This window comes from Citrobacter amalonaticus (genome assembly GCF_018252635.1).
In the GTDB taxonomy this organism is placed as follows: Bacteria; Pseudomonadota; Gammaproteobacteria; order Enterobacterales; family Enterobacteriaceae; genus Citrobacter_A; species Citrobacter_A amalonaticus_E.
Window position 1 is genome coordinate 582,681 of record NZ_JAGTXM010000002.1, and the last position, 18,520, is coordinate 601,200.

Annotated in this window: 17 protein-coding genes; 8 read left to right on the forward strand and 9 right to left on the reverse strand. The window is 55.7% G+C overall.

The window, feature by feature from the left end:
• Positions 1-212 precede the first annotated feature (212 nt).
• Both ybjG and deoR read left to right on the forward strand, forming a co-directional pair.
• Entirely contained in the window at positions 213-821 is a 609-nt protein-coding gene (gene ybjG, locus KE671_RS07260; RefSeq protein ID WP_206162358.1) for an undecaprenyl-diphosphate phosphatase, read from the forward strand.
• A 71-nt stretch (positions 822-892) separates the two neighbouring features.
• Positions 893-1,651 (forward strand): DNA-binding transcriptional repressor DeoR, encoded by a 759-nt coding sequence (gene deoR / locus KE671_RS07265; protein ID WP_206162359.1) that lies wholly within the window; start codon positions 893-895, stop codon positions 1,649-1,651.
• 48 nt (positions 1,652-1,699) lie between these two features.
• Here the strand turns inward: deoR and dacC are convergent, their stop codons facing one another.
• Complete coding sequence (gene dacC, locus KE671_RS07270) at positions 1,700-2,902, reverse strand: serine-type D-Ala-D-Ala carboxypeptidase (protein ID WP_206162360.1); 1,203 nt, start codon at positions 2,900-2,902, stop codon at positions 1,700-1,702.
• Positions 2,903-3,149: 247 nt separating this feature from the next.
• Between dacC and KE671_RS07275 the strand changes: the two genes are divergently transcribed.
• Both KE671_RS07275 and KE671_RS07280 read left to right on the forward strand, forming a co-directional pair.
• Positions 3,150-3,776, forward strand: a complete 627-nt coding sequence (locus tag KE671_RS07275; protein ID WP_206162361.1) for a glutathione S-transferase family protein — start codon at positions 3,150-3,152, stop codon at positions 3,774-3,776.
• Positions 3,777-4,002: 226 nt separating this feature from the next.
• Complete coding sequence (locus tag KE671_RS07280; protein ID WP_206162362.1) at positions 4,003-5,082, forward strand: cellulase family glycosylhydrolase; 1,080 nt, start codon at positions 4,003-4,005, stop codon at positions 5,080-5,082.
• On the opposite strand, the gene KE671_RS07285 is transcribed toward KE671_RS07280, so the two are convergent.
• Together KE671_RS07285 and bssR are read right to left on the reverse strand one after the other, a co-directional pair.
• A complete protein-coding gene (locus KE671_RS07285; protein ID WP_206162363.1) occupies positions 5,054-6,181 on the reverse strand; it encodes a PQQ-dependent sugar dehydrogenase in 1,128 nt (375 codons plus the stop codon). The two genes, KE671_RS07280 and KE671_RS07285, sit on opposite strands and share 29 nt — an antisense overlap.
• A 105-nt stretch (positions 6,182-6,286) precedes the next feature.
• Positions 6,287-6,670, reverse strand: a complete 384-nt coding sequence (gene bssR, locus KE671_RS07290) for a biofilm formation regulator BssR (RefSeq protein WP_206162364.1) — start codon at positions 6,668-6,670, stop codon at positions 6,287-6,289.
• A 229-nt stretch (positions 6,671-6,899) separates the two neighbouring features.
• Between bssR and rimO the strand changes: the two genes are divergently transcribed.
• Positions 6,900-8,225 (forward strand): 30S ribosomal protein S12 methylthiotransferase RimO, encoded by a 1,326-nt coding sequence (rimO, locus tag KE671_RS07295; RefSeq protein ID WP_206162365.1) that lies wholly within the window; start codon positions 6,900-6,902, stop codon positions 8,223-8,225.
• An 85-nt stretch (positions 8,226-8,310) separates the two neighbouring features.
• Here the strand turns inward: rimO and gsiD are convergent, their stop codons facing one another.
• Genes gsiD through iaaA form a run of 5 tightly spaced genes read right to left on the reverse strand, consistent with a single transcriptional unit; the run spans position 8,311 to position 14,549 of the window.
• Positions 8,311-9,222, reverse strand: a complete 912-nt coding sequence (gsiD, locus tag KE671_RS07300) for a glutathione ABC transporter permease GsiD (RefSeq protein WP_206162366.1) — start codon at positions 9,220-9,222, stop codon at positions 8,311-8,313.
• Between the two features lie 2 nt (positions 9,223-9,224).
• Entirely contained in the window at positions 9,225-10,145 is a 921-nt protein-coding gene (gene gsiC, locus KE671_RS07305) for a glutathione ABC transporter permease GsiC (protein ID WP_206162367.1), read from the reverse strand.
• Positions 10,146-10,158: 13 nt separating this feature from the next.
• Positions 10,159-11,697, reverse strand: coding sequence for a glutathione ABC transporter substrate-binding protein GsiB (gene gsiB / locus KE671_RS07310; RefSeq protein ID WP_206162368.1), 1,539 nt, complete (start codon positions 11,695-11,697; stop codon positions 10,159-10,161).
• Between the two features lie 28 nt (positions 11,698-11,725).
• The gene (gene gsiA, locus KE671_RS07315; RefSeq protein ID WP_206162369.1) at positions 11,726-13,597 is read right to left on the reverse strand and encodes a glutathione ABC transporter ATP-binding protein GsiA; all 1,872 of its coding nucleotides are present in this window, start codon (positions 13,595-13,597) and stop codon (positions 11,726-11,728) included.
• Positions 13,584-14,549 (reverse strand): beta-aspartyl-peptidase, encoded by a 966-nt coding sequence (gene iaaA / locus KE671_RS07320; RefSeq protein ID WP_206162370.1) that lies wholly within the window; start codon positions 14,547-14,549, stop codon positions 13,584-13,586. Before iaaA ends, gsiA begins: the two co-directional genes overlap by 14 nt.
• A gap of 185 nt (positions 14,550-14,734) precedes the next feature.
• Between iaaA and moeA the strand changes: the two genes are divergently transcribed.
• Entirely contained in the window at positions 14,735-15,970 is a 1,236-nt protein-coding gene (gene moeA, locus KE671_RS07325; protein WP_206162371.1) for a molybdopterin molybdotransferase MoeA, read from the forward strand.
• A complete protein-coding gene (gene moeB / locus KE671_RS07330; RefSeq protein ID WP_206162372.1) occupies positions 15,970-16,728 on the forward strand; it encodes a molybdopterin-synthase adenylyltransferase MoeB in 759 nt (252 codons plus the stop codon). Before moeA ends, moeB begins: the two co-directional genes overlap by 1 nt.
• 95 nt (positions 16,729-16,823) lie before the next feature.
• Here the strand turns inward: moeB and fsa are convergent, their stop codons facing one another.
• Positions 16,824-17,486: a fructose-6-phosphate aldolase gene (gene fsa, locus KE671_RS07335; RefSeq protein WP_206162373.1), complete on the reverse strand. Its 663-nt coding sequence runs from the start codon at positions 17,484-17,486 to the stop codon at positions 16,824-16,826.
• 131 nt (positions 17,487-17,617) lie between these two features.
• On the opposite strand from fsa, the gene KE671_RS07340 reads away from it, so the two are divergent.
• Entirely contained in the window at positions 17,618-18,517 is a 900-nt protein-coding gene (locus tag KE671_RS07340) for a glycyl-radical enzyme activating protein (RefSeq protein ID WP_206162374.1), read from the forward strand.
• Positions 18,518-18,520 lie beyond the last annotated feature (3 nt).

Sequence of the window (18,520 nt, forward strand, 5' to 3'; positions counted from 1 at the left end):
AAATGCGCACATTTTTACCCGCTTATGAAAATCTTCCCTGGGGTTTAAGGTTAATCTACGTTAGCGCGGTTATGCTGGGTGAAAAATCACGAGCAATGTCGCAAACGCCTTCATTTTACAGGTAAATAAGACAATCCCTCTTTACCCCGTGGATGGACACTTTTATTCTCGGCCTGCCTGGATATTCATTAAACGAACTGAGTCTGACTGCTATGCTGGAAAATATTAACTATTCGCTGTTCTACTTCATCAATGCCACGCCGGACTCGGCATCGTGGATGATATCGCTGGCCATTTTAATCGCCAGAGATCTTATCAATATCGTCCCGCTGTTAGCCGTTGTTCTCTGGCTGTGGGGACCGCGCGAACAGGTTTGTGCGCAGCGCCAGTTGATCGTCAAAATGGCGATGGCGCTGGTCGTTAGCCTGTTAGTGTCCTGGAGCATGGGACATCTCTTCCCACACGATCGTCCGTTTGCCGATCACATTGGCTACAATTATCTCCAGCATGCGGCAGATGACTCGTTCCCCAGCGATCACGGTACGGTGATATTTACTTTCGCGCTGGCGTTTTTGTTCTGGCATCGTCTCTGGTCCGGGGTCCTGTTGATGGCGTTGGCCGTGACCATTGCCTGGTCGCGGGTCTATCTTGGCGTGCACTGGCCGCTCGACATGCTCGGCGGGCTGCTGGCAGGGATGATCGGCTGCCTGAGCGCACAGATTTTCTGGCAAAAATTCGGCCCGGCCCTCTATCGTAGCCTGCAACATTGTTACCGCATCTGCTTTGCCCTGCCGATTCGTAAAGGCTGGGTGCGTGACTAGACGAAGGAAAAAAGAGTAGTATTAAGCGCTCTGAAAGAGTCAGGGCGCTTAATTATTCATCCAGGGGAATTATGGAAACACGTCGCGAAGAGCGTATTGGTCAATTGCTGCAGGCACTGAAACGCAGCGATAAACTCCATCTTAAGGAAGCCGCGACCCTGCTGGGCGTCTCTGAAATGACCATTCGCCGCGACCTGAATAACAACAGCGCGCCAGTGGTGCTGTTAGGCGGCTATATTGTGCTGGAACCCCGCAGCGCCAGCCACTATCTGCTCAGCGATCAAAAATCCCGTCTGGTGGAAGAAAAGCGTCGCGCGGCGCAACTGGCGGCAAGCCTGGTACAGCCGCATCAGACGTTGTTTTTTGACTGCGGCACGACAACGCCGTGGATTATCGAAGCGATCAATAATGATATCCCGTTTACCGCCGTTTGTTATTCCCTGAATACCTTTCTGGCGTTGCAGGAGAAACCCCTGTGCCGGGCGATCCTCTCCGGCGGTGAGTTTCACGCCAGCAATGCGATTTTCAAACCGCTCGATGCTCAGGAAACCCTGAACAATATCTGTCCGGATATCGCCTTTTATTCCGCCGCGGGCGTTCATATCGACAAAGGGGCGACCTGTTTTAATCTGGAAGAACTGCCGGTAAAACGCTGGGCAATGTCGATGGCGCAACAGCACGTGCTGGTGGTGGATCACAGCAAATTTGGCAAGGTCCGTCCGGCGCGGATGGGAGATTTAAAACACTTTAACGTCGTGGTAAGCGACTGCAGCCCTGACGATGAATTTGTCCGCTTCGCTAAAGCGCAGCGAATCAAGCTGATGTACTAATTGCGGTTTGCCGGACAGGCGTCAGCGCTATCCGGCAACCATCAGAACTTAAGAGAACCAGCTACCGAACCACTGATGGAATTTCATCAACACGAAATCCCACATCCGCCCAAAGAACCCGCCCTCTTCTACCGACTCCATCACAATCAGTGGACGCTGTTCAATCGATTTGCCGTTCAGCTGGAAGTCAATTGTCCCAACCACCTGGCCTTTTTTCAGCGGCGCGGTGAGCTGTGGTTCAGTCAGCGTAAAGCTGGCTTTCAGGTTTTTCAGTTGACCACGCGGAATGGTCACAGAACCGGCTTCGCCTGCCCCCAGATTCACCTCACTCTTATCACCAAACCAGACGCGCTGGGTCACAAAGGTGGCATCCGGTTTGATTGGCGTTACGGTCTCAAAGAAGCGGAAACCCCAGGTCAACAGTTTTTCAGATTCATTAAAGCGGATACGGTCAGTTTTGGTACCTAATACCACCGAAATCAGACGCATATCGCCCTGGGTGGCCGACGCGACCAGGTTGTATCCGGCTCCCGCCGTGGTGCCTGTCTTCATGCCGTCAACGTTAAGGCTGGAGCTCCAGAGCAGACGGTTACGGTTGGGCTGGCGAATCTTGTTAAAAGTGAACTCTTTCTCTTTATGGATCGCATACTCTTCCGGCACATCACGGATCAATGCTTTACCCAGCAGCGCCATATCGCGGGCGGTGCTGAACTGGCCCGGCGCATCGAGACCGTGAACCGTCTGGAAGGTGGTGTTCGTCAGTCCAAGCTTTTTCGCATAGCCATTCATCAGACCGATAAACGACTCCTGGCTCCCCGCGACATAGTCTGCAAGTGCGATACAGGCGTCGTTGCCGGACTGAATAATCACCCCTTTATTGAGATCGGAAACCGCCACCCGATCGCCGGGTTTCAGGAACATGACCGAGGAGCCACGCAGCGCCGGGTTACCGGTCGCCCAGGCATCTTTGCCTATTGTCACCATGTCGGTCAGTTTAATTTTTCCCGCCTTGAGTGCCTGTCCCACCACATAGCTGGTCATGATTTTCGTCAGACTGGCAGGATCCAGTTTCTCATCAGCATTGCCTTCTGCCAGTACCTTACCGCTGGCGTAATCCATTAAAATCCACGCGCGGGCATCGACGCCCGGCGCATCAATGGTCTGTTCAGCCGCTATCACCGTCGGCGCAAAGAGAAAGAGAAGTGCTGAACCCGCTGCAAAATTACGAAGGGAAGAAACGTATTGCGTCATAAATGCCACCCGAGTATCCATTCAAAAAATATACGTCATACCACCGTATAATAAGTGCGGTGAGTAATAACGCACTAAGAAGCGTAAGGGAACCGTAAGTTGGTAAAGTTTTTAAAGTTTATGCAATAACCCCCTGCGATGCCGTACCGGAGAGGATTTTTTTGTTGGCTGTTGCGTAAATGTTAGGTTTATCTCACCATGTGGAGTGAACGCAGCCCTGAGGCTGTCCATTTTTTGAGGGGTAATTATGATTACGCTGTGGGGCCGGAATAACTCAACCAACGTCAAAAAAGTGTTGTGGACGCTCGAAGAACTGGAATTGCCGTTTAATCATATCCTGGCGGGAGGACAGTTTGGTCTGAACCAGGATGCCGATTATCTGGCGATGAACCCGAACGGTCTGGTGCCTTTGCTGCGTGATGATGAAAGCGACCTGCTGCTGTGGGAATCCAACGCCATCGTGCGTTACCTGGCCGCGCAATACGGACAAAAACGTCTGTGGGTTGAGTCTCCGGCGCGTCGGGCAGAGGGCGAAAAATGGATGGACTGGGCGAATCAGACCTTGAGTCCGGCACACCGTGTGGTGCTGTTTGGTTTAGTGAGAACGCCGCCGGAACAGCGCGATCGCGCCGCCATTGATGCGGGGGCGAAACGCTGCGACGAACTGTTTGCGATCCTCGATGCGGCGCTGGCCGACCAGCCCTGGTTCTCAGGCACAGAATTTGGCACTGGTGATATCGCCATCGCGCCGTTTGTCTACAACCTGTTCAACGTGGGACTGACGTGGACACCGCGTCCGCATCTTGAGCGCTGGTACCAGCAGCTCAGCGAGCGCCCGGCGTTCCGTAAAACGGTCATGATCCCGGTCAGCTAAGCCGTTCAGGCGCGCGGCCTGTTGCCGTGCGTCTGTTATTCACTAAAACCCATCACCCACGGCAATATATTTTATCTTTATATTTCAAATAATTATACCTCCTGTGCGCACTCAAAAAATACGATACTGAATTCGTGAAGCGCTTTGCAGAAAGTCGCTGCCGCCATTGCCGCAAAGTCGAAACTAATCAACATTAGCGAGCAAACGATCTGCATGGAGACCAACGATGCCGCAACAATGGAGCACCACCCGGGCGCAGTCCTGGTATCAACATCATGGATGGGCGTGTGGGTTCAATTATTTACCACGAACCGCTGTCAACTGGAACGAGATGTGGCAAGCGGACACCTTCGATTATCCGGTCATCGAACAGGAACTCGCCTGGGCAGAAAGCTACGGCTATAACGCCCTGCGAACCAACCTGCCGTTTATCGTCTGGCAACACGACCGGGAAGGATTACTGGCGCGGATTGACGCGTTTTTGGATGTCGCTGCACGTCACCGGATTCAGGTGATGCTGACCCTGATGGACGACTGCGGTTTTTCCGGTGATGAACCGTGGTTCGGTCCGCAGAAAGCTCCGACCCCCGGGGTACATAATAGCCAGGCTGCTGCCAGTCCAGGCAGAGCCATCGTGATGGATCCCGAGCAGTGGCCGCAGGTCGAAGCGTACGTTCGCGATATCCTCACTCACTTCGCCAGGGACACGCGCATTTCAATTTGGGATTTGTACAATGAACCGGGCAACCGGGGAATTTTCCTCTCCCCGCAAGAGTACACCGAAGCGGATGTGGCGCTGGAAGAGTATGCCCTGCAACTGATACATGCCGTTTTTCGCTGGGCGCGCAGCATTGATCCGCTGCAGCCGTTAACCGTCGGTGCCTGGCATGTGGATAACGAGCGCTGGGGTACGTTTAAGCATCCCATTGACGTCGCAGCGCTGGAACTCTCGGATATTATCAGCTATCACGCCTATGTACCTGCCGCCAGGCAGTCAGACATCCTGAACACCCTCTCCCTTTATGGCCGCCCGGTCTTGTGTAGCGAATGGCTTTCCCGCCATACCGACTGCGTGTTCAGCGAACAGCTTCCGCTTTTTAACACCTTTAACACCGGTTGCTATCACTGGGGCCTGGTGCAGGGGAAAACGCAGACCTGGCTGCCGTGGCCCGGCGTCAATAAATCTCACCCGAGCCCGCAGTCACTGTGGTTTCATGACGTACTGAAGCCTGACGGATCCCCCTGGTGCGAGGAAGAAATGCAACTGGTGAAACGGCTTACGGATCCCCGGCAGAACGGGGGCTGACTTTGAGCAGCTCGCCGTCGGACTCGTCGGTTAAGACATACAGATAACCGTCGGGCCCGACGCGCACGTCGCGGATCCGCTGTTTTCGCTCACCCAGAATGCGCCCCTCTTCAGTTACCGTATTGCCATTCACACTCATCACGATCACATTCTGGTCTTTCAGTGCGCCAATAAACAGTTTCTGCCGCCACTGAGGGAAGGTGTCGCGGTCATAAAACGCCATCCCGCTGACGGCAGGCGATTTCTGCCAGTAGAATATGGGCTGTTCGGTGCCCGCCACCTTTTCACCCTGCGCTTCCGGGATCTTAAACCCGCTGTAGTTGATGCCCCAGGTTGCCAGCGGCCAGCCATAATTTTTCCCTTTTTCAGGGATATTGATCTCATCTCCACCGCGCGGACCGTGCTCATTGAGCCACAGCGCATCGCTCCATGGATTCATCGCCATCCCCTGCGGATTGCGGATCCCGTAAGACCAGATTTCCGGGCGCGCGCCAGGGCGATCAACAAACGGATTGTCCGTCGGGATTTTCCCCTGATCGGTCAGGCGTACCACCTTACCTTGCAATTTATCGAGATCCTGTGCCGTCGACCGCTGGTTGTTTTCCCCCAACCCAATGAATAAATGCCCGTTGCCGTCAAACACCAGTCGCCCACCGAAATGATTGCCGGTTGAGAGTTTTGGCATCTGGCGGAAGACCGTCTGGAAGTTTTCCAGTCGCGAAAGATCGTCGCTGAGCCGACCGTAGCCCACTGCAGTTCCTGCTTTGCCTTGCGCATCGGCCTGCGCAAAACTGAGCCACACGCGCCGCGACTGGCTAAAGTCCGGTGCCAGCGCCACGTCCAGCAGACCGCCCTGCCCGTTAGCCCACACCTTTGGCACGCCAGGGAGCGGATCAGAAAGCCCTTTATCCGCCTGCCAGTGGCGCAACTGACCGCCCCTCAGAGTGATCAGCATACCGTTGTCGCCCGGCAAAAAAGCCAGCGCCCACGGACGATCAAGTTTAGTTTGCAGTACCTCGACATTGACCGCAGGCGTTTCTGCATGAGCAAACCAGGGGAAAATAAGCAGTGTCATTAATGGGATAAGCAAACGACGCATAACGCCTCCTTGTTGACTCTGGTTAAAGCGTAGTCAGCGAGGAACGTCAGGGAGGCATTTTTACAAAAACTTAACGATGAAAGGGGGAGTTACCTCCCCCTGAAATCAGGCATCTTCCAAAGTTGAATGAGCCTGCAGACTCTCAATGCTCAGTGTTAAGGTTGTCAGGCAGGTATTGAGTTTTTCTGCATTGACAGCAATAAAGTTCGGACAGTCGTGGTGTCCGCTCATCAGGCACACCGCCGCAGCGGCGAGTGCACCTTCAGCATGGTGCAAAGCATCCCACTCTTCCTGATCGAGATGCAGATTCAAGCGCAACGATTTATCGTGCAGCTCGCGGTTCAGTTCGAAAAAGTTCTCACGTAGATGATCATTCTCGCTGACTGACATGTATCCCTTCGCCATCCTTAGCTGCAGATACGCAGCGAGGTCGATCCTGGCGTTGATGAGCTTATTCAGCAAATCGGTTCTCAGTCTGTCAACGAACATACTTCGTTCCTCCTCTTCCAGCCATGGTGCAACTTAATAGTATGGCTATTTTTTGTACAACGTGATGCCCGAGATCAATAATTCACCCGGAATTAACATTATTTACAATCAATCTATAAGCGGTTGGTGGCATCCCTTTCTCATCGGGTGAGATAGCAATACAATTTTTGTGCGGAACTCTGTAGAATCCCTGCCCTGAACATTCCAATAACTGAACAATTTTTAAGCTATGAGCAAAGTAACCCACCAGCCGAAAATCGGCTTCGTTTCCCTCGGCTGTCCGAAAAACCTCGTCGATTCGGAACGTATCCTGACTGAACTACGTACCGAAGGCTACGATGTCGTCCCGAGTTACGACGACGCCGATATGGTGATCGTCAATACCTGCGGTTTTATCGACAGCGCGGTGCAAGAATCACTGGAAGCCATTGGCGAAGCGCTGAACGAAAACGGCAAGGTGATCGTCACCGGCTGTCTGGGCGCGAAAGAAGATCAAATCCGTGAAGTCCATCCGAAAGTGCTTGAAATCACCGGGCCACATAGCTATGAACAGGTTCTGGAACACGTCCACCACTATGTGCCGAAACCGAAGCACAATCCGTTCCTGAGCCTGGTGCCGGAACAAGGCGTGAAGCTGACTCCCCGTCATTACGCCTACCTGAAAATTTCTGAAGGTTGCAACCATCGCTGCACCTTCTGCATCATCCCGTCCATGCGTGGCGATCTGGTCAGCCGTCCAGTTGGCGATGTGCTGAGCGAAGCAAAGCGTCTGGTCGATGCCGGTGTGAAAGAGATCCTCGTGATTTCTCAGGACACCTCCGCCTACGGCGTGGACGTGAAGCACCGCACCGGGTTCTATAACGGTGAACCGGTGAAAACCAGCATGGTCAGCCTGTGCGAACAGCTGTCAAAACTGGGCATCTGGACGCGACTGCATTACGTCTACCCGTATCCGCATGTTGACGACGTCATCCCGCTGATGGCAGAAGGCAAGATCCTGCCGTACCTGGATATCCCGCTTCAGCACGCCAGCCCGCGTATTCTCAAGCTGATGAAGCGTCCAGGCTCCGTTGACCGTCAGCTGGCGCGCATCAAGCAATGGCGCGAAATCTGTCCGGAGCTGACCCTGCGTTCAACGTTTATTGTCGGTTTCCCGGGTGAAACGGAAGACGATTTCCAGATGCTGCTCGACTTCCTGAAAGAAGCGCGACTCGACCGCGTAGGCTGCTTCAAATACAGCCCGGTGGAAGGCGCTGGCGCCAATGAACTGCCGGATCAGGTGCCAGAAGAGGTGAAAGAAGAGCGCTGGAACCGCTTTATGCAACTGCAGCAGCAGATCTCCGCGGAACGTCTGCAGGAGAAAGTGGGTCGCGAAATTCTGGTGATCGTCGATGAAGTCGACGAAGAAGGCGCGATTGGCCGCAGCATGGCTGACGCCCCGGAAATCGACGGCGCTGTCTATCTGAACGGCGAAACCAACGTGAAGCCGGGCGATGTAATCCGCGTGAAAGTGGAAAATGCCGACGAGTACGATCTGTGGGGCACCCGCGCTTAACGCTAACCCAGGCCGGATAAGGCATTTATGCCGCCTTCCGGCAATGCCTGATGGCGACGCTGGCGCGTCTTATCAGGCCTGGGGCTCACCCTTTTATCTTCGGATCCAGCGCGTCACGAAGGCCATCGCCTAACAGGTTAAACGCCAGTACCGTCAGGAAAATCGCCACCGCAGGGAAGAGCGCTACATGCGGCGCAATCACCATATCTGCCCGAGCTTCATTCAGCATCGCGCCCCACTCCGGCGTCGGTGGCTGTGCACCCAGTCCCAGAAACGACAGACTTGCCGCTGAGATGATCGAGGTGCCAATGCGCATGGTAAAAAAGACCACGATCGACGAGACGGTTCCAGGCAATATATGGCTGAAAATAATGGTCGCATCGCTGGCGCCAATGCTGCGGGCCGACTCGATAAACGTCTGCTGCTTCAGCACCAGCGTATTACCACGCACCAGACGGGCGAATGCCGGGATGGAAAAGATCGCCACGGCGATAATGACGTTAGCAATACCGCTGCCCAATACCGCCACCACGGCAATGGCGAGCAGGATCCCCGGAAACGCAAACAGCACGTCGCAGATGCGCATGATTATCCGATCCCACCAGCCTTCATAGTAGCCAGCCAACAGCCCCAGTACGGTGCCAATAGCCGCGCCGATCAATACCGCAAATACCCCTGCCGCCAGCGAGATTTGCGCGCCAACCAGCACACGGCTGAAGATGTCTCTGCCCAGCGAATCCACGCCGAACCAGTGCATCATCGACGGTCCGTCATTCAGCCTGTCGTAATCGAAATAGTTTTCCGCATCAAATGGCGTCAGCCAGCGGGCGAAGATAGCCACCAGGATAAGCAACAGCACAAACAGGCCAGCAACCAGCGCCACATGCTGACGACGAAAACGTCGCCAGAATTCGTGCCACGGCGTGCGCACCCGCTCCGGTTTCACTATCGGCATGGCATTTAAAATCGCCTGACGGCGCCAGTTAAGCAATCGCATCCTTACTTGTACCTGATAGCCGGGTTAATGGCGGCATACAACACATCCACCACTAAGTTGATAAGAATAAATTCCAGTGAGAACAGCAGGACTTCCGCCTGGATCACCGGATAATCACGCATCTCCACGGAATCCACCAGCAGACGTCCGAGGCCGGGCCAGTTGAAGACCTTTTCGACCACGATAGACCCGCCGAGCAAAAAGCCAAACTGTAACCCCATCATGGTGACGACAGGGATCATCGCATTGCGCAGTCCATGCTTGAGCACTACCCATGTTTCACTGACCCCTTTCGCCCGGGCGGTGCGCATATAATCTTCACTGAGCACATCGACAAACGAAGCGCGGGTAAAGCGCGCCATCACTGAGGCCACCGCCGCGCCAAGGGTGACAGACGGCAAGATATAGTGCTGCCAGCTGTCGGCCCCGACGGTCGGCAACCAGCCTAACGCTACGGAGAACACCTGCATTAGCAGCATCCCAAGCGCGAACGCCGGAAAGGAGATCCCGGTAACGGCCAGCGTCATGCTGAGGCGATCCGGCCAGCGATTACGCCATACCGCCGCGACAATCCCCGCCGCCATGCCGAACAGAACGGCCCAGATCATACTGGTCAACGTCAGCCATAATGTCGGCATAAAGCGGCTGGCGATCTCCTCCGAGACCGGCCGGCGTGAAACCATCGAGAGGCCAAAATCCCCCTGCAACACGTTAGTCATGTAATGCCAGAACTGGACGTGCAGCGGCCGATCGAGACCGAGCTGCTGACGAACCAGTTCAATCACCTGCGAATCGGCTTCCGGCCCGGCAATTAGCCGCGCCGGATCGCCGGGCAACAGGTGAACAAATAAAAACACCAGTACCGCAACAATAAACAGGGTGGGAATCAACCCTAGCAGGCGCTTGAGAACGTAGTTAAGCATCAGATTCCTTTGCTTACTTCAAATCGGCGTCATCAAAGCTGAATCCGGTGTCTGGCATGATCCAAAATCCGGTCAGCTTGTTACTGTGCGCAGAGACCAGTTTTTCCACCACCAGCGGGATCCACGGCGACTCTTTCCAGACGGTATCCTGCGCCTCTTTGTATAACCGTGCTTTTTCCTTCGGATCGGTGGTTTTCAGGGCGTCGGACAAATCGGCGTCAACCTGCTTGTTGCTGTAAAACGCCGTGTTAAACAGCGTTGGCGGCCAGTTTTGCGAAGCAAACAGCGGCGACAGCGCCCAGTCCGCTTCACCCGTCGACGCTGACCAGCCGGTGTAGAACATTCTCACACCGCTCTCTTTCTGCCCTTTCCCTTCAACTTCCGACGCGCGCTGACCAGCATCCATCGCCGTCACCTGCACTTTAACCCCCACTTGCGCCAGCTGCTGCTGCGTAAACTGCAACACTTTCTGGGCGGTACTATGATTGTGCGATGACCACAGGGTGGTGCTGAAACCGTTCGGATAACCCGCTTCTTTCAACAGTTCACGTGCTTTTGCCGGATCGTAAGGCCAGGCCGTGTAGCTTTGCGCATACGCAATCGACGGCGGTACCACGCCCGTCGCCGGTGTCGCGTAGCCGGCAAACGCCACTTTCACCAGCGCCTGGCGGTTGATGGCATAGTTTAACGCCTCGCGGACTTTCGGGTTGTCGAACGGCTTTTGCGTCACGTTCATGCTGATGTAACGTTGCATAATCGACGGGCTGGCGACCAGCTGCAGATTTTTGTTTTTCTCTAACAGCGCCGCCTGCTCGTAAGGGATTGGGAAGGCAAACTGTGCTTCCCCGGTTTGCAGCATCGCCGCACGGGTGTTGTTATCGGTGACCGGACGCCAGGTGATGCTGTCCAGCTTCGGCAACCCCGGCTGCCAGTAGCCGGCAAATTTCTTCACCTTTACAAAATCGGTTTGATTCCAGGTGTCCAGCGTGTATGGACCGGTTCCGACCGGATGGAAGCCAATCTCTTTGCCGTATTTCGCCAGCGCGGCCGGTGAGATCATCGCCGTTGCCGGGTGCGCCAGGATATTAATAAACGCGGAGAACGGCTGCTTCAGGGTGATTTTTACCGTCGCGGGATCCACGGTCTCTGTTTTGGCGATGTTTTTATACAGGTTATAACGCTTGAGGCTGTTGGCGGGATCGCTGGCGCGATCGAGGTTAATTTTCACCGCTTCGGCGTTAAAGTCAGTACCGTCCTGGAATTTCACGCCCTGGCGCAGTTTGAGGGTATACACCAGACCGTCGTCAGAGACGCTGTAGCTCTCCGCCAGCACGTTCTTTAGCTTCATCTCTTTATCAAGGCCAAACAGTCCCTGATAAAACGACTTTGCCACCTGCTGCGATAAGGTGTCATTCGCATCGTACGGATCGAGCGTAGTGAAGTTGGACCCCACGGCGACCACCACATCTTTCGCGGCAAACGCCGGGGACGCTACCAGCGCGGTCGTCGCGCCTAATGCCAACAACCAATGTCGGGCGAGCAATTTTGTCATCTTTTTTCTCCTGAACCCTGCCTGAATGTTATAAGCGCAATAGCGCATTTTCTTGTTGTGGACGCGCGACATAATGTCCGGGCCCGACTAACTGCAATGAAACAGGTGCTGGCGCTTCGCCACGCCGGTAAATATTGCTGGGCAGATCGTCCGACAACAGCACCCGCTGCGGCCGGTGATGTCCGGGATCGGCAACCGGAACCGCCGCCATAAGCTTACGGGTATACGGATGTTGAGGATCTTCAAACAGCGCGGCGCGTGGGCCAATCTCAACAATCTGCCCCATGTGCATCACCGCCACCCGATGGCTGATACGCTCTACAACGGCCATATCATGCGAGATGAACAGCCAGGCGATCCCCAGTTCCCGCTGCAGGTCGAGCAGCAGGTTGATAATTTGGCCGCGAATCGACACATCCAGCGCGGAGACCGACTCATCGGCAATAATCACTTTTGGATTGAGCGCCAGCGCACGGGCAATACAAATTCGCTGACGCTGCCCACCGGAAAACTCATGTGGGTAACGCCACGCATGTTCAGGTTTCAACCCGACGCGCTCCAGCAGCCACGCCACGCGATCGGCCGCCGCTTTCCCCTGCAACAGGCCGTGGACGCGCAGCGGCTCCATAATGGAATAACCCACGGTTTGTCGTGGGTCGAGCGAGGCGTACGGATCCTGAAAAATAAACTGAATATCGCGGCGCAAAGGCTGCAATTGACTGTCGGACAGCGTATCGATTCGCTGACCGTTGAAAGTAATCTCGCCGGATTGTGATTCCACCAGACGCAGTAGCGCACGTCCGGTAGTGGATTTACCGCAGCCCGATTCGCCGACCAGCGACAGCGTTTCGCCAGGCCAGAGATCAAAGCTGACATTTTCCACCGCATGGACTTCACGGGTCACCCGATTAAGGATACCGCTGCGCAACGGGAAACGGGTGACCAGATTGCGTACCTGCAAAATGGGATCGCCCTCGACGACCGTATTTTGATCGACAGGCTGCTCACGCTTTTCTGGCTCGCTCAGGGAGATCAACGGGAAGCGACGCGGATAAGGGAGACCTTTCATCGCCCCTAACTGCGGTACCGCCGCTAACAACGACTGCGTGTAAGGATGCTGCGGCGAACGGAAGATCTGTTCCACGCTGCCGGTCTCCACCCCCTCGCCCTGATACATCACCAGCACACGATCGGCGACATCTGCCACCACGCCCATATCGTGAGTGATGAAAATCACCCCCATCGACATCTCTTGTTGCAGGACTTTAATCAGTTGCAGGATCTGTGCCTGAATCGTGACGTCCAGCGCGGTTGTCGGTTCATCGGCAATCAGTACCGCCGGGCGACAGGAGAGCGCCATCGCAATCATCACTCGCTGGCGCATGCCGCCAGAAAGCTGGTGGGGATAGCGGGAAAGGATCGCTTTCGCCTCCGGAATACGAACCTGATCGAGCATCCGCTTAGCCTCCGCTATCGCCGCTTCACGCCCTGCCCCCTGATGCAGGCGGATGGACTCGGCAATCTGCTCGCCTACGGTAAACACCGGATTGAGCGACGTCATCGGCTCCTGGAAGATCATGGCGATATCGGCCCCCCGCACCCGCTGAAGCTGCGACGCACTCTGTTCGCCCAGTTCTATCACCTCACGGTTCCGTCGACGCAACAGCATCCGATCGCATTGCACCTCGCCGCCAGACTGTTCAATCAGTCGCATCAGCGACAGCGCGGTCACCGATTTTCCCGAACCAGATTCACCGACAATCGCCAGCGTCTCGCCGCGCTTGAGACGAAACGACAGGTTCCGCACCGCCTCAGTGCGCTGCTGGTCCTGTTGAAAGGCAATATTCAGATTGCTGACGGCCAGCACGTCGCTGGCGTCAAGCGCATCACTGTGTGGCAACGGTGTCCCCTTTTTCCCGGTAGATTCCGGTCGTTGGCGTATCTCCGGCATAACCCCAGGCGCGATACATTCCTTCACTGTTAAATGGCAGAGCGACATTGCCCTCGTGATCGACGGCAATCAGCCCACCGCTGCCGCCTAACGCAGGCAGCTTTTCCATCACCACCCGTTCACAGGCTTCCGATAAGCTCAGGCCGCCGTAGTCCATCAACGCGGCAATATCGTAAGCCGCCAGCGCACGGATGAACACTTCACCCGTGCCGGTACAGGAAACCGCCACGCTGGCATTATTGGCATAGCAACCCGCGCCAACGAGCGGACTATCGCCGACACGGCCCGGTAATTTGTTGGTCATGCCTCCGGTCGATGTCGCCGCCGCCAGATTGCCATGCACATCCAGCGCTACCGCGCCCACAGTGCCCATTTTTTTACTTTCATCGAGCGGCGCGCCGCTGTGATCCAGCACGGTTTCCCCGCTTGAGCGCGCGGCCAGCAGTTGTTCATAACGTTCAGGCGTTGAAAAGAAATCCGCAGACACCAACGCCATCCCCTGCCCGGCCGCAAATTTTTCAGCGCCCGCGCCGATCATCATGACATGCGGGCTGCGCTCCATCACCAGTCGGGCAGCGAGGATCGGGTTACGCAGATGGCTGACGCCTGCCACCGCCCCGGCTTTCAGGGTATTGCCATCCATGACGCAGGCATCCAGTTCATGGGTCTCGTCATGGGTATACACCGCGCCGACCCCGGCATTAAACAGCGGACACTCTTCAAGCAGTCGCACGGCTTCAGTGACCACGTCCAGCGCGCTTTCTCCCGCTTCCAGCATCTTTTGCCCGACGTCGACAATGTCGGAAAGCGCCTGGATATAGCGCAATTCCTGCTCCTGGCTCATCTGCGCGCGGGTAATCGCCCCTGCGCCGCCGTGAATTGCAATGACTGCTTTGCCCATGTTTGTCGCCTGTGTTCTACAAATATCAGAATTCTGTAGCATTATTGATTCGATTTTTGACTATAGAAAGATGCGATTAGCATGTAAAGCATTCCCCCTTCTTCCTAAGTCCGAGGTGGCATACAGTCGCCTCGCATTTTCTGACATAATAGATGGATTCGATTTTGCCCCGCAGGAGTGTTTTCATGGAATTTACCGCCGGACTCATGCCGCTGGAAACGGCGCTTACCGAGATGCTATCACGCGTTACCCCGCTCACCGCCATCGAGACGCTGCCGCTGGTGCAGTGCTTTGGCCGTATTCTGGCGACCGACGTGGTTTCGCCGTTGGACGTCCCGGGCTTCGATAACTCGGCGATGGACGGTTACGCGGTACGGCTGGCCGATCTCGCCAGCGGGCATCCGCTACCGGTTGCCGGTAAAGCATTCGCCGGTCAGCCGTTCCAGGGAGAATGGCCAGCGGGAAGCTGTATTCGCATTATGACCGGTGCGCCGGTACCGCCGGGATGTGACGCCGTCGTGATGCAAGAGCAGACGGAACAAACGGACAATGGCGTGCGTTTTACCGCCGACGTCCGCACCGGGCAAAACATCCGCCGTCGCGGCGAAGATATCACCCAAAATGCGGTGGTTTTCCCTGCCGGCACGCGTCTGACCACTGGCGAACTACCGGTACTGGCATCGCTCGGCATTGCCGAGGTACCGGTGGTGCGTAAAGTACGCGTCGCGCTGTTTTCGACCGGTGACGAGCTGCAACTGCCCGGCAAACCGCTTGGTGAAGGTCAGATTTATGATACTAACCGCCTGACCGTGCACCTGATGCTGCAACAGCTGGGCTGCGAGGTGATCAATTTAGGCATCATCCGCGACGATCCGCACGCCCTGCGCACAGCGTTCATCGAAGCCGACAGTCAGGCGGATGTGGTGATAAGCTCCGGCGGCGTGTCGGTAGGTGAGGCGGATTACACCAAAACCATTCTTGAGGAACTGGGCGAGATTACCTTCTGGAAGCTGGCAATCAAACCCGGGAAACCCTTTGCCTTCGGCAAACTGAGCAATAGCTGGTTCTGTGGATTGCCAGGCAATCCGGTGTCGGCGGCGCTGACATTCTACCAACTGGTTCAGCCGTTACTGGCGAAACTGAGCGGCAATGCGGCCAGCGGATTACCTGCGCGCCAGCGCGTACGTACCACCTCACGGCTGAAGAAAACACCGGGACGCCTGGATTTCCAGCGCGGCGTGCTACAGCGCAGTGCCAACGGTGAGCTGGAGGTGAGCACCACGGGCCATCAGGGTTCACATGTCTTCAGTTCCTTCAGTCTGGGTAACTGTTTCATTGTACTGGAGCGCGATCGCGGTAACGTCGAGGCCGGTGAATGGGTGGAAGTTGAACCCTTCAATGCGTTGTTCGGAGGCCTGTGATGGCTGAACTCAGCGATCAGGAGATGCTGCGCTACAACCGGCAGATCATTCTGCGCGGCTTTGATTTTGACGGGCAGGAAGCGCTGAAGGAAGCCAGGGTTCTGGTTGTTGGCCTCGGCGGACTGGGCTGTGCGTCTTCGCAGTACCTGGCGAGCGCCGGCGTCGGACACCTGACGCTGCTCGATTTCGACACCGTGTCGCTGTCGAATCTGCAGCGCCAGACGCTGCACAGCGACGCGACCCTCGGCCAGCCGAAAGTGGAGTCAGCGCACGCAGCGCTGAGTCGTATTAATCCGCACGTGGTTATCACTCCGATTAATGCACTGCTGGACGAGATCGCCCTTCAGGCATTAATTGCCGAACACGATCTGGTGCTGGACTGCACCGACAACGTCGCGATTCGTAATCAGCTCAATGCGGGTTGTTATGCGGCAAAAGTCCCGCTGATTTCTGGCGCAGCAATCCGCATGGAAGGTCAGGTAACCGTCTTTACCTACCATGAGGGTGAGCCCTGCTATCGCTGTCTGAGCCGTCTGTTTGGTGATAATGCGTTAACCTGCGTGGAAGCCGGAGTGATGGCACCGCTGATTGGTGTGATGGGATCGCTTCAGGCAATGGAAGCGATAAAGCTGCTGGCGCATTATGGTCAGCCCGCCTCGGGGAAAATCGTTATGTACGATGCCATGACCTGCCAGTTCCGCGAAATGAAGCTGATGCGTAATCCAGGCTGCGAGGTGTGCGGGGAAGCATCATCCTGATTAGACTCCAGTATGTAGGCCGGATAAGGCAACGCCGCCATCCGGCAATCTGCACCGCCGTTGCCTGTTAGCACTGCGCTTATCCGGCCTACAACTTACAGCGACGTACGCCCAAAGGCACTCTGCCAGTCGTGTTCAAACTTCGCCACCGCCGCATCAACCGCCGGAGAGCTAATCAACTGCTGGGCAACGTCCAGCGGTAAGGTGATGGATTCACAACCCGCCAGCAGACAATCCAGCGCCTGACGCGGCGTCCTGAAACTGGCAGCCAGCACTTTGGCATCCGGCGCATGCATCTTCAGTAAAGTCTGCAAATCGGTGACGGTCTGAATACCGTCCCCTCCTTGTGCATCTACGCGGTTCACGTAAGGCGCAACATACTCCGCCCCCGCCAGCGCCGACAGCAGCCCCTGCGCCGCACCGTACACCGCCGTTCCCAGCGTCGGGATGCCTTCCTCTTTTAGCAGTTTGATCGCCGCCAGCCCTTCCACCGTGACCGGTACTTTCACCACGATGTCAGGAATGATCCCTCGCAGTTTGCGCGCATCGATCACCATCCCTTGTGCCGTTGTTGCCATCACCTGGGCAAACAGACGCCCCTGCCCCCCCATCGCTTCAAGCAATTGTGGCAGTAAGACGTCCAGCGATTTTTTACCCGCAGCCACAATGCTGGGGTTAGTGGTCACGCCCGCCAGCGGGAAAACTCGCGCCAGCGCTTTCACCGCGTCAACGTCGGACGTATCCAGATAGAGTTCCATTATCATTCCTCAACGACTCGTTAGCATAAATGAAAGATACCACAACAAAACCTGTCTGTTAGTTGACGCACGTCAACATTACTTTCATTCGAAAGCTATTTAATCTTTATATGAAACAAATGAGGCCGATTATGATTTTCAATATTCAGCGCTACTCTACACACGATGGCCCCGGTATCCGCACCGTGGTGTTCCTTAAAGGATGCTCTCTGGGCTGTCGATGGTGTCAGAATCCGGAAAGCCGGGCGCGCACGCAGGATCTGCTGTTTGATGCACGTCTGTGCCTCGAAGGCTGCGAGCTTTGCGTCCAGGCGGCCCCGGGCGCCATCGAACGCGCGCTGAATGGCCTCCTTATTCATCGCGAAAAAATCACTGACGCGCATCTTGCCAGCCTGACCGACTGTTGTCCCACTCAGGCGCTGACCGTTTGCGGCGACGTCAAAAGCGTGGATGAGATAATGGCCACCGTCCAGCGCGATAAGCCGTTTTATGACCGCAGCGGCGGCGGTATTACGCTTTCCGGCGGCGAACCGTTTATGCAGCCGGAGCTGGCCGCATCGCTGTTTAAAGCCAGTCACGAAGCGGGCATTCATACTGCGGTTGAAACCTGTCTGCATGTGCCGTGGAAATACATTGAACCTTCACTGCCCTGGATCGATCTGTTCCTGGCGGATTTGAAACACGTCGCCGACGCGCCGTTTAAGCAATGGACGGATGGTAGCGCGTCACGCGTTCTGGAGAACCTGAAAAAACTCGCCGCCGCCGGGAAAAAAATCATCATCCGCGTTCCGCTAATTCAGGGCTTTAACGCTGATGAAGAGGCCATTAAAGCGATTACCGATTTTGCCGCCGACGAACTGCACGTCAGCGAGATCCACTTTTTGCCTTACCACACGTTGGGCATCAACAAATACCACTTACTCAGCCAACCCTACCACGCGCCGGATAAGCCGCTGGATGCACCCGATCTGCTCGCCTTTGCGCAGCAGTACGCCTGCTCGAAAGGTTTGACCGCAACGTTACGAGGATAATCC

What these genes read in the sequence shown, in the direction of transcription:
- KE671_RS07280 (WP_206162362.1), top strand. Translation starts at nt 4,003, where the DNA reads ATGCCGCAACAATGGAGCACCACCCGGGCGCAGTCCTGGTATCAACAT.
- ybjG (WP_206162358.1), top strand. Translation starts at nt 213, where the DNA reads ATGCTGGAAAATATTAACTATTCGCTGTTCTACTTCATCAATGCCACG.
- gsiB (WP_206162368.1), bottom strand. Translation starts at nt 11,697, where the DNA reads ATGACAAAATTGCTCGCCCGACATTGGTTGTTGGCATTAGGCGCGACG.
- bssR (WP_206162364.1), bottom strand. Translation starts at nt 6,670, where the DNA reads ATGTTCGTTGACAGACTGAGAACCGATTTGCTGAATAAGCTCATCAAC.
- KE671_RS07285 (WP_206162363.1), bottom strand. Translation starts at nt 6,181, where the DNA reads ATGCGTCGTTTGCTTATCCCATTAATGACACTGCTTATTTTCCCCTGG.
- iaaA (WP_206162370.1), bottom strand. Translation starts at nt 14,549, where the DNA reads ATGGGCAAAGCAGTCATTGCAATTCACGGCGGCGCAGGGGCGATTACC.
- moeB (WP_206162372.1), top strand. Translation starts at nt 15,970, where the DNA reads ATGGCTGAACTCAGCGATCAGGAGATGCTGCGCTACAACCGGCAGATC.
- gsiC (WP_206162367.1), bottom strand. Translation starts at nt 10,145, where the DNA reads ATGCTTAACTACGTTCTCAAGCGCCTGCTAGGGTTGATTCCCACCCTG.
- rimO (WP_206162365.1), top strand. Translation starts at nt 6,900, where the DNA reads ATGAGCAAAGTAACCCACCAGCCGAAAATCGGCTTCGTTTCCCTCGGC.
- KE671_RS07275 (WP_206162361.1), top strand. Translation starts at nt 3,150, where the DNA reads ATGATTACGCTGTGGGGCCGGAATAACTCAACCAACGTCAAAAAAGTG.
- dacC (WP_206162360.1), bottom strand. Translation starts at nt 2,902, where the DNA reads ATGACGCAATACGTTTCTTCCCTTCGTAATTTTGCAGCGGGTTCAGCA.
- fsa (WP_206162373.1), bottom strand. Translation starts at nt 17,486, where the DNA reads ATGGAACTCTATCTGGATACGTCCGACGTTGACGCGGTGAAAGCGCTG.
- KE671_RS07340 (WP_206162374.1), top strand. Translation starts at nt 17,618, where the DNA reads ATGATTTTCAATATTCAGCGCTACTCTACACACGATGGCCCCGGTATC.
- moeA (WP_206162371.1), top strand. Translation starts at nt 14,735, where the DNA reads ATGGAATTTACCGCCGGACTCATGCCGCTGGAAACGGCGCTTACCGAG.
- deoR (WP_206162359.1), top strand. Translation starts at nt 893, where the DNA reads ATGGAAACACGTCGCGAAGAGCGTATTGGTCAATTGCTGCAGGCACTG.
- gsiD (WP_206162366.1), bottom strand. Translation starts at nt 9,222, where the DNA reads ATGCGATTGCTTAACTGGCGCCGTCAGGCGATTTTAAATGCCATGCCG.